12 protein-coding genes are annotated in these 15,411 nt (G+C 42.2%); 10 read left to right on the forward strand and 2 right to left on the reverse strand.

All coding sequences use genetic code 11. The annotated features are described in order from the left end of the window. The first annotated feature begins 16 nt into the window (after window positions 1-16). From BW928_RS02560 to cas6f, 4 genes are all read left to right on the forward strand, one after another. Window positions 17-3,082, forward strand: a complete 3,066-nt coding sequence (locus BW928_RS02560) for a CRISPR-associated helicase/endonuclease Cas3 (protein ID WP_076554661.1) — start codon at window positions 17-19, stop codon at window positions 3,080-3,082. Window positions 3,083-3,195: 113 nt separating this feature from the next. Beyond that, entirely contained in the window at window positions 3,196-4,206 is a 1,011-nt protein-coding gene (gene cas7fv / locus BW928_RS02565) for a type I-Fv CRISPR-associated protein Cas7fv (RefSeq protein ID WP_076554662.1), read from the forward strand. 2 nt (window positions 4,207-4,208) lie between these two features. Further along, the gene (gene cas5fv, locus BW928_RS02570) at window positions 4,209-5,312 is read left to right on the forward strand and encodes a type I-Fv CRISPR-associated protein Cas5fv (protein WP_076554663.1); all 1,104 of its coding nucleotides are present in this window, start codon (window positions 4,209-4,211) and stop codon (window positions 5,310-5,312) included. An 8-nt stretch (window positions 5,313-5,320) separates the two neighbouring features. Then, window positions 5,321-5,917, forward strand: a complete 597-nt coding sequence (gene cas6f / locus BW928_RS02575) for a type I-F CRISPR-associated endoribonuclease Cas6/Csy4 (protein WP_076554720.1) — start codon at window positions 5,321-5,323, stop codon at window positions 5,915-5,917. A gap of 182 nt (window positions 5,918-6,099) precedes the next feature. Here cas6f and ompR read toward each other — a convergent pair whose 3' ends face one another. Further along, on the reverse strand, window positions 6,100-6,834 hold the full coding sequence (gene ompR / locus BW928_RS02585; protein WP_076554665.1) for an osmolarity response regulator transcription factor OmpR: 735 nt from the start codon (window positions 6,832-6,834) through the stop codon (window positions 6,100-6,102). Window positions 6,835-7,084: 250 nt separating this feature from the next. On the opposite strand from ompR, the gene BW928_RS02590 reads away from it, so the two are divergent. Next, window positions 7,085-9,439 carry a Tex family protein gene (locus tag BW928_RS02590; protein WP_076554666.1) on the forward strand — a complete coding sequence of 785 codons (2,355 nt, stop codon included), beginning with the start codon at window positions 7,085-7,087 and terminating at the stop codon, window positions 9,437-9,439. A gap of 191 nt (window positions 9,440-9,630) precedes the next feature. On the opposite strand, the gene gltA is transcribed toward BW928_RS02590, so the two are convergent. After that, window positions 9,631-10,914 carry a citrate synthase gene (gene gltA / locus BW928_RS02595; protein WP_076554667.1) on the reverse strand — a complete coding sequence of 428 codons (1,284 nt, stop codon included), beginning with the start codon at window positions 10,912-10,914 and terminating at the stop codon, window positions 9,631-9,633. Window positions 10,915-11,516: 602 nt separating this feature from the next. On the opposite strand from gltA, the gene BW928_RS02600 reads away from it, so the two are divergent. The 5 genes from BW928_RS02600 to sdhA all read left to right on the forward strand — a co-directional run bounded on the left by BW928_RS02600 (window position 11,517) and on the right by sdhA (window position 15,377). Beyond that, on the forward strand, window positions 11,517-11,765 hold the full coding sequence (locus BW928_RS02600; protein WP_076554668.1) for a hypothetical protein: 249 nt from the start codon (window positions 11,517-11,519) through the stop codon (window positions 11,763-11,765). Between the two features lie 130 nt (window positions 11,766-11,895). After that, window positions 11,896-12,159: a hypothetical protein gene (locus BW928_RS02605; RefSeq protein ID WP_076554669.1), complete on the forward strand. Its 264-nt coding sequence runs from the start codon at window positions 11,896-11,898 to the stop codon at window positions 12,157-12,159. Between the two features lie 578 nt (window positions 12,160-12,737). After that, window positions 12,738-13,127: a succinate dehydrogenase, cytochrome b556 subunit gene (sdhC, locus tag BW928_RS02610; protein ID WP_076554670.1), complete on the forward strand. Its 390-nt coding sequence runs from the start codon at window positions 12,738-12,740 to the stop codon at window positions 13,125-13,127. 17 nt (window positions 13,128-13,144) lie between these two features. Next, a complete protein-coding gene (gene sdhD, locus BW928_RS02615; protein WP_227516533.1) occupies window positions 13,145-13,480 on the forward strand; it encodes a succinate dehydrogenase, hydrophobic membrane anchor protein in 336 nt (111 codons plus the stop codon). A gap of 43 nt (window positions 13,481-13,523) precedes the next feature. After that, window positions 13,524-15,377 carry a succinate dehydrogenase flavoprotein subunit gene (gene sdhA, locus BW928_RS02620; RefSeq protein ID WP_197719006.1) on the forward strand — a complete coding sequence of 618 codons (1,854 nt, stop codon included), beginning with the start codon at window positions 13,524-13,526 and terminating at the stop codon, window positions 15,375-15,377. The last annotated feature ends 34 nt before the right edge of the window (window positions 15,378-15,411 follow it).

The raw sequence follows: 15,411 nt of genomic DNA on the forward strand, positions 1-15,411 counted from the left end.
TTATTCAAAATTGACTATGATTGTTACCTTTATTTCTCAATGTGAAAAGAAGGCTTTGCCACGCACAAGGCAGGTTTTGGACGCTTTTGCTAATCGTATTGGCGATAATACATGGCAAACAGTGATTACCGAAGATGGTTTGGCAATGGTCAAAAAATTGCTATCGCGTACGGCAAGCAAAAGTACCGCAGTCAGCTGCTATCGTTTTCATACGCGTAAACACAGTGAACTGTTGTGGATTGTGGGCAATCGCAATAAATTCAATGAATGGGGCTTTGTGCCCGTGAATTGGACAAAGAAGGAATTAATTATGGATATTGAAATCAATGTAAAAGATATTTATGCCAATAGCCAAGGGCAAATATTAAGCGAACACTTATTTGCGGTGGGTTATTTGGCATATCATTTGATGAAGAGCTTAAATTTAAATAAACCCAAATTGGCACAATCTGCCCTCATTGCAGGGATGCTGCATGATGTCGGTAAATTAGATCCGCAGTTTCAAGAGTGGCTAACCAAAAAACTGAACAAAGAACAAGAAATTGTCGTACTGCCAGAAGATGGTGTACATATCAATCAAAGCGATCGGGGGTTTGGCAAGTTTGGTTTTGAAAACCACCCAAGGCATAATGAACTCTCATGGCTGCTTGCGGCGTCATTATTAAAAGAAAATAAAGAAAATGGCGAGTTAAATTCGGCACAATATGGGCAAATCACCCATAGCATTTATTGGCATCATACTCGCCCTTATCGCAAAGATGACAAATTTTTTGATCAAGCAAAAGGCATTGATAAGCTGTTTATCAAATCGCTTGGGACGAGTAGCATAGCTAAGCTGATGGATAAGTTAGAAGCGATTTTTAAGGATATTTATAAAATCGCTGAGCGGTTTTGCCAAGATGATTTTGATTTGACCAAGTTATTGCCTACTTTGTCCTACCACTATGAGCTGACACGAGATGATTTACCACCTTATAAAGCATATGAAAACATCGCTACAGAGATTGATGAGATTGTCGCTGATATTGCACCCAATGCTTATCATAATTTGGTGAGAATGGCGGTCATTACAGCCGATCGCATCGTCTCAAAGATGTCGTCAGAAGATTTGCAAGATTATCTAAAAGAAGGTACGCTGGCGTATGCTTTGGATGATGTGCTAGCGACAGACAGTCAGCTTGGCAAGCATATCCAAGCGTGCTTGGATGGCTTTGAGCGTCAATATCCTAACAGCGAACGCAATCAGGCACAAAGCACAGTCGCCAAAGAGTTGTCTGAACTTACCATGATTGCAGAGTTTGAAGATAGTGATAATGTGGCAGTGCTACAGGGACCGGCAGGCTGCGGCAAAACCAAAATTGCCCTAGAATGGGCAATGAAAACCCATGCCCAAAAAATCATTTGGGTCTGTCCACGAGTGCAGGTGTGTTTGGGTTTATTTCATGATTTGACCCAAAAAGAATATCTGTCCAATAGCCGTATTGAAATTTTTACAGGCGAATTTAAGAAAATCTCTCAAGGCGATACGCCGCTGATAGCATTGCCTGATACCAAGGTGGAAGATTATTTTTCTGGTGATGTCATCATTACGACCATTGACCAGATTTTAAATGGCATTATTTCGCACCAAAAAATTACCAGCATGATGGATTTTATGCAATATCATGTGGTGTTTGATGAATTTCATGAGCTGATTGTCATTCCGGCGATGAATTTGTTGTTTGCCGAATTGATTGAAGCTAAAAAATTGCAAGGTGCCAAAGCCAATACTTTACTTGTGTCAGCAACGCCGCATGATTTTTTTGTGAAAAATGTGCTAAAGATTGATGACAGTCGCGTGGTTCGTATGGATAGCTTTAATCCAGCAAAATATCAATTCGTATTTGATGTATATGATGAGACCGAGCAGATCAGTCCATTGATAGTGAATGCTGTAAGTAGCGACAAAGCCACCTTTGTAATCAGTAATACCGCTCAAGATGCTCAGCTTGGTTATCTACTTCACCAAGATGAGGAAAATGCCATTTTGCTGCATTCAAAATTCATCAAACAAGACAAGGCTGATCTATTTGCCAGCGTGCTAGACAGTTTTGGCAAACATGGCAATGGTCAATATCAAGTCTTACGCAGTGGCCCGATTGTACAAGCCTCACTCAATATCAGCTGTGATGAGATGATTACTGACCTAACGAGCCCAGAAAACTGGCTGCAACGGCTAGGGCGACTCAACCGTTTTGGTGAAGCCAAGCAATGCGTGTACACAACGGCGGTACCACAGTCATTGATGACCAAAAAACAAAGCAGTAGTAAAGCCAAATTTTTGGCAAATATGTGCGTGTTTCACAGTAGTGTCGCATGGCTTGACTATTTACAAAGCCATCTGTCAGATCATGGCAATGTGATGGGGTTAAATGAACTGTATCGGCTGTATCAAGCGTTTTATCAAGATAAATCAGCAGTAGAAAAAATTGCCGAAGATATTGCAAAATCACTCAATCAAAGTGTGCAGATGATTCATCGTAAGCTGGTTGATCCCATCAGCATCAGCAGTAAAAAATCCATCAAAACAGATCAAATTGCCAAAATCGCCAGAGTGTCTTTGCGTGGGGATAATCGCTTTGTGCAGATGGCGGTCTGTATGGTAGATAATCAGCTCAATCCAAGCTTTATCAATGAATATGCCTATGATGAAGACACCGATCACAGTCAGGTGCATATCGGTCTGACCGAAAGCACAGATCGACTGCAAGGCGGTAGATTTGAGATGAGAGATAGCGAAAAAGATTTGCTGGCTTTTATGCACAAAAAACATCATCAGATCCTAAATGGACGCAGCGGCGAGAATACGCACAAAAAGTCATTTGCTGATTATGAGCTGCTGAAACTGGCTCGCTCGCCAGAATATCCGATTTATACCAGCTATACGCCAGAAGATTTGACATACATCGGGGGTGAACGAGAGCGACATAAGTTTGCCATGTATTATGTACGCACACCCAAGCAGGCGGTTGGTATGATGCCGATTAATGTATTGGCAAGCCCAAAATCTATGGATAATGAGCTTGTTGATGAAGTCGGTTAGATGTAGTATTAACATTTTGCAAGCTTATAAAAGTAAATCCGCATACTCATGTATGCGATAATATCATTCACAAACAGTTAATCACTTAAATGAGTTTAATCAAGGAGTAAATCATGCAAAAAGTAACAGGTATCAAAAGTGTTGATTTTAAAATCAAGGCTTGCGGTCATGGCGTGGTGAATTGGAATGGATCGACAGAGCTCAAAACTTTAATTGATGGCTCATGGAAAACCGTAACCAATCATAATATGCCAAAACTAAGAGGTTACACAAACAAGAAACTGGCTTCAAATGATAAAGGTGAAAAATTCGAAACCTTAAAAGAGGCTACAGAAGTTGATTTTGATGAGACTCCCCTTTATATCAGCCAAAACTGCATCCGATATCATTTGTTTAAAGATGATGTGATTAATTGGCAGCATCCAAAAATTCATGAGAATGTTGATAAGATTTTATGTTCAATGACGGGATTGTTAAGGGGTTATGTTATCCCGAGAAATGAGAATAAGCGTACAAGTCCGTTGCTATTAACAGACTTCTTAGAATTGGGTAAAAAAGGCAATTTTGAACAATTAGGAAGAGCGGGCAGCAAAGAAAAGCAGGAAACCAAATCTGGTAAAGATAAAAGCAACTCATTATTTTCTAAGACAACTTTTGGCGATACGGAATATATCGCTTACGGTTCAATCAATATTGAACAACTGCAATTTATTGCCTTATCCAATGACTTTGGCCAAGAAGCTATACAGATTACTACTGACAAAGAGGGTATCGCATTGGCTGAAAAAATTGAAAACTATATTAAAACCTTAGATTTTGCTCATGGGGATATTAAGGCAACCTATCATAATAACTTTGTTCGCAAAGGAACAATTTTTGCAGAAGGACAGAAAGGTATTTTGCTAAATGAAGATGCCATCAATACTTTGGTAAAACAAATGCTTAATATGATAGAAAACTTGGGTTTTTCTCAAGCCAAAGGCTATGTGTATGTAGAAAGTGTTGAGGTTGATTACAATAACTTTGAGCAGCCTAAAGATATGTTCCGTATCAGAAAGGATATTAGCAAAATTAGCCCGCAGAAAAGTGGAGAATATGCTATTTATTATCAACAAGGAGAATAATAATGAAAATTATCATTGATTATGAATCCTCTTGGCAAAACTCATTTTTAACAGGTTCAAATGATGAGCCTGTTAAAAAAAGAGAATTTAAGGCATCATCTAAGTCAAAAGAAGCAGAGGATGTAAAAGAAATTTCTCATAATACGATTTTGGGTATTTTGTCTAGGTTGATTGGAGATCAAAGAAAGTTGTATCAGGTAAAAAATAATGATGATTTTTATTTCAAAGATATGGAGATCTCTTTTCAACATACCAAACATTCGAAAACATGGATTGAAAAAGCTTTTTTAATTAATAAATCTGAAAATAGACCGCCGCAAAGTAGCTTTATTGGTGTGTTAAAAGAAGACGAGCCTTTATTTTTCTCTGATTATTCTGCCACTTTATGGTCTGTTTTAGATTTTACTTTTGAAGAGTTGCTTGATTTTATTATCAATCCCAAGATAAGAAAAATTGAAAAGGAGGTGTCTGTATCGCATATTTTAAACAAGGTTCAATTTGATATTCAACCAATGGAGGCTGTTCAATTTTTCCAAGATAAAATTAATCTTGTTAAAGACAAATTAACTCAAGAATACAAAAAGGAAAAACCAAGTGATAAGCGAATCGAAAGTTTACATGAGCAAATTTCAAGATTTGAGAATTTAGCAAACAAGGAAAATGTTGTAAAATTTGAGAAAAAATTGAAGGATTGTTTGGAAGTTCTTGAACATTTGTTTCCTGAAGAATCATATGTTGAAAAAAATAATACCATTGATCCAATAAGGTTGTACTCCGCAGGTCTTTATGTGATGGTAAACGAACTTGAGCAAGGAGGTGTTGATATCTCAAAATATATTTCAACGAGAGGTACAATTAAGGGGTTTTCAAAAAGAAACTTCAATGGTGTTCGAGATTTTCTAAATCCTTTAATGGGTAACAAGAAAAAAACAACCCATACTCCCTATAATCTCACCAAAGCCAGTGGACAGCTTGAAATCATTTTGGATATTGACCTGCCAAAAGCGATGGAGCTAAAGCAGATGATAGATAATGCAGGCGTATCATCATTTTATCTGGGTAAAAAAGGCTTGGCGTATGTGTCTGATATTCGTCTAAAACAATGAGAATGTTTATGAATTATTACATTGAACTGACCGTCATAGATAGTCCTGAATTAACAGCTTATCAAATTTGGAGCAAACTCTACACCCAGCTCCATCTCGCCTTCGTTGAGCAACAAGACGATGATGGTGAAATCTCATACGGTGTGGGTTTTCCGCAGTATCGTATAAATGCCGATAAACAAATTGGTTTTTTGGGTTTTAGAGTGCGTATTTTTGCCCCAACCGAACAAGCATTGCAAGACCTAAACTTGGCAAAATGGCTAGAGCGACTTACCGACTATGTGCATATGACCAGCATTCGCCCCGTGCCACAAGATAGGGTTACTGGTCATGCCTGCTATTATCGCACCGCACCCAAGATACCTTTGCGGCACCGCATTTTGCATCAAGCAAAACGGCGTGGCATTTCGGTGGACGAGGCAAGAGCGTATTTTCAGGATTATCAAGAGACAAAAACAGCCGAGCCATTTGTGCAGTTAAACAGCTTGACCAATGGGCATTCGTTTCGCTTGTATATTGGCAAAACAGTCAAGATGCAGCCGCAGTCAGGATCGTTTAGTGTATATGGTTTAAGTCGTGAAACGACGGTTCCTGAATTTGCCTAAATGATTTTATCTACATAACTTTGTAGCCAATCACCACAGCATAAATTGACCATGCCATCAGCTTTATCAGATATTGCCAGTGTGCATTGCTGTTTATACAGTCATCAAGCTGATGGAAAAATACCAAAAAGCGGTCTACATCAGAGTGATGACCGCTTGATTTTGTCAAATCATTATGAGATTTAGCCTTCGGCACCATCTGGGACAAACACATAACCCACACCCCAAACGGTCTGGATATAGCGTGCTTGCGAAGGATTGTCCTCAATGAGTCGGCGTAGGCGAGATACTTGCACATCAATGGAGCGTTCCATTGCACCCCATTCACGACCGCGTGCCAAATTCATCAGCTTGTCTCGTGTCAGAGGCTCTCTGGGGTGCTGTACCAAAGCCTTTAATACGCTAAATTCCCCTGTGGTTAGCGTAACCACATTGCCGTCTCGTTTGAGTGTGCGTGTGGACAAATCAAGTGTCCAAGGGCCAAAATCCACCACTTCCACTTGCTGACTGGGGGCACCAGGCAATTCACGATTTTGGCGGCGTAGCACAGCCTTAATGCGTGCCAGCAGCTCTTTTGGATTAAATGGCTTTGGCAAATAGTCATCAGCACCAGCCTCAAGCCCTGCAATGCGGTCAGCGTCCGAACCTTTGGCGGTGAGCATAATGATGGGAATGTCAGCATTGTCGGCACGCAATCTTTTGCAGATGGCGATACCATCTTCGTCAGGCAGCATCAAGTCCAGCACAATCAGCGAAAACATTTCACGAGCGATGAACTTGTCCATTTGTTTGCCATCATGTGCCACACGCACCACATAGCCGTCATCTTCCAAAAAACGCTGTAACAATGCACGCAGACGAGCATCATCATCAACCACCAAAATGCGATGAGTCAAATTATCAAGAGTATCAGTCATTTTTCCTGTCCTTTTGCCATGATTTGTCAAAAAGTATAATTATAGCTAGTGTACAATATTGCACAAAAAAATGTAACTATTTTTTGTTAATTTCTCGGTTTGGCGATCACTTTTGGGTCAAAATTGGCAAATCAAGGCAATTTTGGTGTTTTTGCCGAAACTTGCTATAATACGACACAGTGTCCATCATGTGCTTTGGTGGCTTAATTTTCGTATGTTTAATAATGGTGTTTAATAACAAAGAGTTGCTATGACACAATCTGCCCAAGATACCGATTTTCAGATTGATAATCAGTCTATTTATCAAAAACTTGCCATACAGCACAATATTAAGGTGCAACAAGTCGCTTCATTTGCCGGTTTGTTTGATGAAGGTGCTAGTGTGCCATTTATTGCACGCTATCGCAAAGATCAGACAGGTGGGCTTGATGATGAAATGCTACGCCAGCTTGAAAAATCCCTGACCGCCGAGCGAGACCTTGCTGCTCGCCGCCAAAAAATATTGGGGCTATTGACCGCCCAAAATGCCTTGACCGATGAGCTTGCCGAGCGAGTTGCGGCAACCACAAGCAAGATTGAGCTGGAAGAAATTTATCAGCCCTATCGTCCTCGCCGCCGCTCAGTGGCTGCCAAGGCAAAATTGGCAGGGCTTGAGCCAATCGCTCATAATATCTTGGCGGGTGTTGCTCCGCTAGAGGCGTTGGCTGGTTTTAATCCACCGCAGACATTGACCGATGAGTCTGGCGAGACTTTTGAGGCGGATTTTGAGGACATTGCCAAACAGTTGGCAGGCGTGCAAGCGATTATTTTGGACGAATGGGCAACTAGGCTGGATTTGTTAGATGAGGTACGCATAGCTTTTAATAAAACTGCCAATATCCGTTCGGCATTGGTTGGTGAAGAAAAGCGTGAAGCAGGCGAGAAATTTAAAGATTATTTTGAGCATAGCGAGCCATTTGCCAAGCTGTCCAACCATCGCCTGTTGGCAATGTTGCGTGGTCGCCAGCAAAATGTGCTGGTGTTGTCGGTGGAGGGAGAGGATACGCCATTTGTCGAAAAAATCATCAGCTATTTTGATATTAACCAAGCATCGCCAAGTGGCGAGTTTCTTGCCGATACCGCCCAAAAACTATGGTCGGTCAAATGGCGACCGCAGATTGAGCATCGTCTATTGACCGAACGCCGATTGACAGCCGAGAGTGATGCCATTGCTGTTTTTGCCGAGAATTTGAAGCATTTGCTGATGATGGCACCTGCAGGTCGCAAGGTGATTTTGGGTGTTGATCCCGGCATTCGCCATGGTGTAAAAATGGCAGTGATTGATGGCACAGGCGAGGTGTTGGCTACCGATACGGTGTATCCGTTTAACCCGCACAATCAGCTTGCCAAAGCCAAAAGCAGCATCGCAAATCTCATCACGACCCATCAGGTGCAATTGGTGGCGATTGGTAATGGTACCGCCAGCCGCGAAACCGAAGAATTGGTAAAATCGGTAATCCGTGAGTCAGCATTGTCTGCAACTGCATTGGTTGTCTCTGAAGCAGGTGCATCGGTGTATTCAGCCAGCGAGATTGCCTCTGCTGAGCTGCCTGATTTGGATGTTTCGGTGCGTGGTGCGGTGTCGATTGCACGGCGATTGCAAGATCCTTTGTCTGAGTTGGTAAAAGTTGAGCCAAAAGCCATTGGCGTTGGGCAGTATCAGCATGATGTCAATCAGACCGAGCTTGAGAGTAGCTTGGATAAAGTTACCGAGGATTGTGTGAATGCGGTTGGCGTTGATGTTAATACCGCAAGTCCTGCAATCTTGGCACATATTTCTGGGCTGAACAAAAATGTCGCCCAGCAAATTGTCGATTATCGCCGTGCCAATGGTGCTTTTGGTAATCGCGAGCAGCTAAAAAATGTCCCAAGATTGGGCGTGAAAACCTTTGAGCAGGCGGCAGGATTTTTGCGTATCAAAGATGGCGATGAGCCACTTGATGCCACAGGCGTTCACCCCGAAAGTTACGGCTTGGTGTATGAGATTTTGGCAAAGCATGGCAAATCGCTTGATGAGGTGCTGGGCAACGAATCACTTGCCAAGTCGCTCGGTGATGGTGATGCGTTCAGCCAGCTGACGGGCGTTCTAAGTGAGCTTGCCAAACCTGCACACGACCCTCGTGGAGAGTTTCGTACCGCATCATTTCGTGATGATGTTAATGACATCAAAGATCTAAAAATTGATATGGTGCTAGAGGGCGTAGTAACCAATGTTACCGCTTTTGGTTGCTTTGTTGATGTTGGTGTGCATCAAGATGGGCTGGTGCATATTTCTGAGCTTTCTGATGATTATGTGCAAAATCCTGCCGATGTTGTCAAGCCACAAGACATTGTCAAGGTGCGAGTCATCTCGGTTGATGAAGCAAGAGGCCGCATTGGCTTTAGCATGAAGCTACAAAAATCTGACAAAAAACAGGCAGACAAGACAAATAAACGCAGGGAGCAACTTGCTGACAAACCTGCCAAGCAGACTGCACGCAACTCGGTTAAGACTGGCAAAAAAGTGGAAAAAACGCTGGGCAGCTTTGGGGCGTTATTGCAGCAAGCAGGTCTGGGTAAGTCATGATCCATACCAAAAACCTGCCGATGCTGGCAGGTTTTTTATAACTGCATCAGTTAAGGCATTGTCCATTAATTCTACAAGATTAGGCAAATCGCCATTAGATTGGAGCATGGTTGATGCAATAAGTTTGAATAATTGACAAATAAAAATCCCCAAGAAAACTCTCGGGGATTGTACGCCTACCAAGCGATCGCTTATTTGCGTTCATTAAGTGGTACAAATTTGCGGTGTGTTTCACCTGTGTAGCGTTGGCGTGGACGACCGATTTTGAATGCTTCAGAGTGCATTTCTGTCCAGTGGCTGATCCAACCTACTGTACGAGCTAGGGCAAAAATTACCGTAAACATTGAGGTAGGAATGCCGATGGCTTTTAGGATAATGCCTGAATAAAAATCAACATTTGGGTATAGCTTGCGTTCAACGAAGTATGGATCGTTCAGAGCGATTTGCTCAAGTTTCATGGCAAGCTCAAGTTTTGGATCGTTGATACCCAACGCACCCAATACCTCATCGCAGGTTTCTTTCATCACTTTGGCACGAGGGTCAAAGTTGCGATAAACACGATGACCAAAGCCCATCAGTTTGACTTCTTTGCGTTTGACTTTTTCCATGAACTCTTCAACTTTGTCCACAGAGCCAATCTCATCTAGCATCTCTAGAACAGCCTCGTTGGCACCACCGTGTGATGGTCCCCATAGGGCAACGATACCAGCAGCGATACAGGCATAAGGGTTAGCACCTGTTGAGCCAGCCAAGCGTACAGTTGAGGTTGAGGCATTTTGCTCATGGTCAGCGTGCAGGGTGAAGATTTTGTCCATTGCTTTTACCAGCACAGGATCGACCTTATAATCAGGCTCGCCTGGTGTGGCAAACATCATGTACAAGAAATTCTCAGCATAGCTGAAATCTTTGCGTGGATACATGAACGGTTCGCCGATTGAGTACTTATAGCTCATTGCTGCAAGTGTTGGTACTTTGGCAATCAGATCCACTGCTGTGTTATCACGATGCTTAGGATCTGAGATGTCAAGATGATTGTGATAAAATGCAGACAATGCACCAACCACGCCTACCATGATTGCCATTGGGTGAGCATCGCGGCGGAAACCTTCGAAGAATTTACGCAGTTGGTCGTGTACTGCCATGTGGTTTGATACACGCTCATAAAATGCTTGTTTTTGCTCAGCATTTGGCAAATCACCATACAGCAGTGCATAGCATACTTCTAGATATTCAGCATTTGAGGCAAGCTCATCAATGGCATAGCCACGATGCAACAATTCGCCTTTTTCGCCATCAATGTAGGTGATTTTTGACTCAACTGGAGCAGTTGCCATAAAGCCAGGATCGTATGTCCATAGACCTGCTTTGGCGATGGCACTGACATCTAGTACAGGGCGACCCAGTGTACTCTCCAGTACAGGCATTTCGTATTCTGTGCCGTCCACGACTAATTTTACATCTTTTATATCTGACATAATCACCTCGTTCTTAAAATGATAGGATAAGATAGAACTTCCGTTCTTTTGGCAAATTCTTTGCCAGCCTTTTTGTCTTGTAACTTCGCTAAGTTCCTAATAGTTGTCTGTTACAGTGATGATAATAGCAAATATTTGGTGTTTTGCAAATATTTTTTTAGCAAATGACGGTTTTATCGCAAGCAATTCAATGAAATATTTAGTTACAAATTGAGCCATAGAACGCTTGACATGATGATTTTTTATACATAATATAAAATTGCACTTAGCTTTATTATTATGTAAATTTTATAGTGCATGTCATTTTCAATACAAGGAGTTTTTATGAAAAATGCTGGATTTCGCAGGTTATTATTAAGAAAAATATGACAAGCGGGGTAGTGGACGCACAAGAATAAAATTGCAGGGTGTGGACAGTATCATCGCAGAGGTCAAGAGTGCCAAATACCACCAGATGGTGCTGATTGTGGGCAATATTAATTTACCACATCTGTAAGCACACCTGCATAATTTTAAAAATGCTAAAACTTTGAAGTTGTGGTAGGCGTGCTTACCCATCATTGTTCAAGCTAAGATGATAGCTCAATCAAGGAGAGAGATTTATGACAACCGCTACCACCGCCCCAAAAAAGAAAATCCCTTGGTCTAAAATCGCCTTGGGTGTGATTTTGGTCGTGCTGATAGGTTTGCAGGTATTTCAGTTCAAAATTAGTGCAATGTTACTTGAGAAAATACAAATATCACAATTGCAACACGAAAAATTGGAAATAAAGCAAAAGATAGCAGACGATCGGCTTGAAGTAATGATATTGGGGGATCGTTTGGAAAATCAGTTACAAAAAGATCAGTAAAATATCAACCTAAACTGCATTAAGCAAATAAGTATATCTGTGCAAGCACCTGTAAGTCATCAAAAACCAGCTTGACATGGGCGTGCTTTGGCGTATTACAAAATTATTGGTTCAATCAAGGAGAGAATTTATGACAACCGCTACTACCGTCCCAAAAAAGAAAATCTCTTGGTCTAAAATTGCACTGGGCATTGTTTTGGCTGTCATGCTGGTATTTCAGGTTTTTCAGTTTATGGTGAGTAAGGTTTTGTTTGATGATATTAAATTATTGGAATGGAAACATAAGGTAGGAGATAAAGAGCTTGCAATAGAAAATCAGCACACGCGTTCAAGGGTTCTGGAAAATGAGGAAAAGATTCACCACCTAGAAGCACAAGTAAAAAAAGTGCAGTAGCATAAAATACAAAGCCACACCGAGAGCATCAGGTGTGGTTTTTTGTTGATTATAAAGAGCTACAGAACATATGACCGATGTGCCATCAAGTTGTTATTGGGTTAATGAGAAGCATTTTGGTTAATGCTGATAAGATTGAGAAAAGTTACAAAAAATAAGGGGTTTTTGGCAATTTTTGGCTGCAAAGAATTGTAATTCACCGCAAAGCGATTTATAATCTAACAGTTTACCCATTCATTTTTATAAATGATAATCATTTGTGTTGTCAATAGGCAAAGATAACAAAAAGCATGAGTGGTTGTGCATTTTTGTGGCCTATGTGTTTGATGATTGATAAGTATTTATAAAAATAAATGTCAGTGGTAAAAAAGTATGCCAGCATAAGCCTACCTTTGTGATGGGCGATGGCTTGGTTGCTCATAGGCGGTTTTGGGCAAAACAAAACCAATGCATATACTTTTTACCATTACTAATAAATAGAAATAATGCAATGATTTGATGTTTTTGGATATCAATCATAAAAGCCAGCTCTCCTTGCCGTGCTGATGACGGCATAAATTAGATCTAATCAAATAAGGATGCCCGCTGTGAAAAGCAACCGACCGATTAACTTACCATTAAGCCAAGTGATTGCGGTAAACTCCAAATCACCGATTGCTATGGCCTCTATTTTGCATCGCGTCTCTGGAATCGTGCTATTTTTGCTTGTGCCTGTGATGTTGTGCTTGCTTCAGACTTCGCTGTCATCAGCCGAAGGGTTTGAGAATGTTTTTAATAACATTGCTGTGCGTTTTGTTGCATGGATCTTTGTGGCAGCGACAGCGTATCATTTTGTGATGGGGATTAAGCATTTGCTTGCCGACCTTGGCATGAATGAAGAGTTTAATTCTGGCCGTACTGCCGCAATCGTCAGTTTTGTGATTGCAGCGGTATTAATTGTCGCATCATTTGTATGGGTAATGTTCTGATGAGAAATAATTCTGGTATTAAAAGTGCGACTGGCTTGACAGGGTCAGGTTCACGCGATTGGATTTTGCAGCGTATCAGTGCCGTTGTTTTGGCGATTTATAGCGTTGTTGTGGTTGGGTTTTTCCTATGCACTGAGGTGAACTTTGAGGCATGGCAGGGCTTTATGCTGAGCTTGCCGATGAAGTTGTTTAGCTTGGTGGCGATTTTGTCATTGGTATTTCACGCATGGGTGGGTATGTGGACGGTATTGACCGACTATGTCAAATCCTCAGGATTGCGTTTGGTGATCCAATCTTTGGTAATTATCGCTGTTTTGGTATATCTGTTTTGGGGCGTGATGATTTTTTGGTAATGCCAAAATCATAACGCTTTGACAGCAATGAGAATAATTAGGAATAGACATGGCAACAAACCAAGATAAAATTAATAATATCCCAACGCTTAACTTTGATGCAGTGATTGTTGGCGGTGGCGGTTCAGGTATGCGTGCATCGCTACAATTGGTCAATGGCGGCATGAAAGTGGCGGTCATTACCAAAGTTTTCCCAACCCGTTCGCACACTGTAGCAGCCCAAGGCGGTATCGGTGCCTCGCTTGGTAATATGAGCGAGGACAATTGGCATTTTCATTTTTATGACACAGTCAAAGGCTCTGACTGGCTGGGCGACCAAGATGCCATCGAATATATGTGCCGTGAAGCACCAAAGGTGGTCTATGAGCTTGAGCATATGGGTATGCCTTTTGACCGTAATGCTGATGGCACGATTTATCAACGCCCATTTGGCGGTCATAGCTCGAACTATGGCGAAAAGCCAGTGCCGCGTGCTTGTGCTGCAGCCGACCGTACAGGTCATGCTCTGCTGCATACGCTGTACCAAAAAAACCTTGAAAAAGGCACACAGTTTTTTGTTGAGTGGATTGCCCTTGATTTGATCAAAGATGACGAAGGCAACATCAATGGGGTGATTGCACTTGAGCAAGAAACAGGCAATATTTCGGTATTTCAGGCACATACCACAGTGCTGGCAACGGGTGGTGCAGGTCGTATCTTTAAGGCATCAACCAACGCCTATATTAACACAGGTGATGGCTTGGGTATGGCGGTGCGTGCAGGCATTCCGCTGCAGGATATGGAGTTTTGGCAATTCCACCCAACAGGCGTAGCAGGTGCAGGTGTACTATTGACCGAAGGTTGTCGCGGTGAAGGGGCGATTTTGCGTAACAAGCATGGCGAGGCCTTTATGGAGCGTTATGCACCAACCCTAAAAGACTTGGCACCACGCGATTTCGTTTCTCGTTCAATGGACCAAGAAATCAAAGAAGGTCGTGGATGTGGTCCAAATGGCGACTATATCGTGATGGACATGACGCATTTGGGTCATGATTCAATCATGAAACGCCTGCCATCGGTATTTGAAATCAGCCGTAATTTTGGTAATGTGGACATCACCAAAGAACCAGTACCTGTTGTGCCTACCATTCACTACATGATGGGCGGCATTCCGACCAATATTCACGGTCAGGTAACTGTACCAAATCTTGAAGGTCCACAAGATGAGCAAGGTCTATACACCGAAGGTCGCATCATCAAAGGGCTATATGCCATCGGCGAGTGTGCTTGTGTGTCAGTACACGGAGCGAATCGCTTGGGCACGAACTCTTTGCTTGACTTGGTAGTGTTTGGTCGTGCAGCAGGTCAGCATATCATTGACAGCTTCAATCAGTCTGATCGCAGCTACAAGCCGCTAAGCCCACGAGTTTTGGACTTTACCTTGTCGCGTCTAAACAAGCTACAAGACTCAACTGACGGCTACAACGCTCAAGAGATTGGTGATGAAATTCGCCAAATCATGCAAGACCATGCAGGTGTTTTCCGCACCCAAGAATTGATGGACAAGGGCGTTGAGCGTATTTTGGCATTAGAGCCAAAAATCAACCAAATCCATTTGGCGGACAAGTCGCAAGTGTTTAACACAGCTCGTATCGAGGCATTGGAAGTGGCGAATCTGTATGAGGTTGCCAAGGCGACCATGATTTCGGCATCGCTACGCCACGAATGCCGTGGGGCACATATGGTTGTTGATTATGAGCACCCAGCCGACTATGAACCAGCTCCACTTGGGCGTAACGACAAAGACTGGATGAAGCACACCTTGTGGTACTCACAAGGCAATAAAGTTGTTTATAAGCCAGTTCGCAGAACACCATTGACGGTTGATTATTGCGAGCCAAAAGTCCGTACTTTCTAAGCATTTGCCAAATATGAAGGGCTGTCTACGCCCT

This window comes from Moraxella cuniculi DSM 21768, from assembly GCF_900156515.1.
Lineage (GTDB): Bacteria > Pseudomonadota > Gammaproteobacteria > Pseudomonadales > Moraxellaceae > Moraxella > Moraxella cuniculi.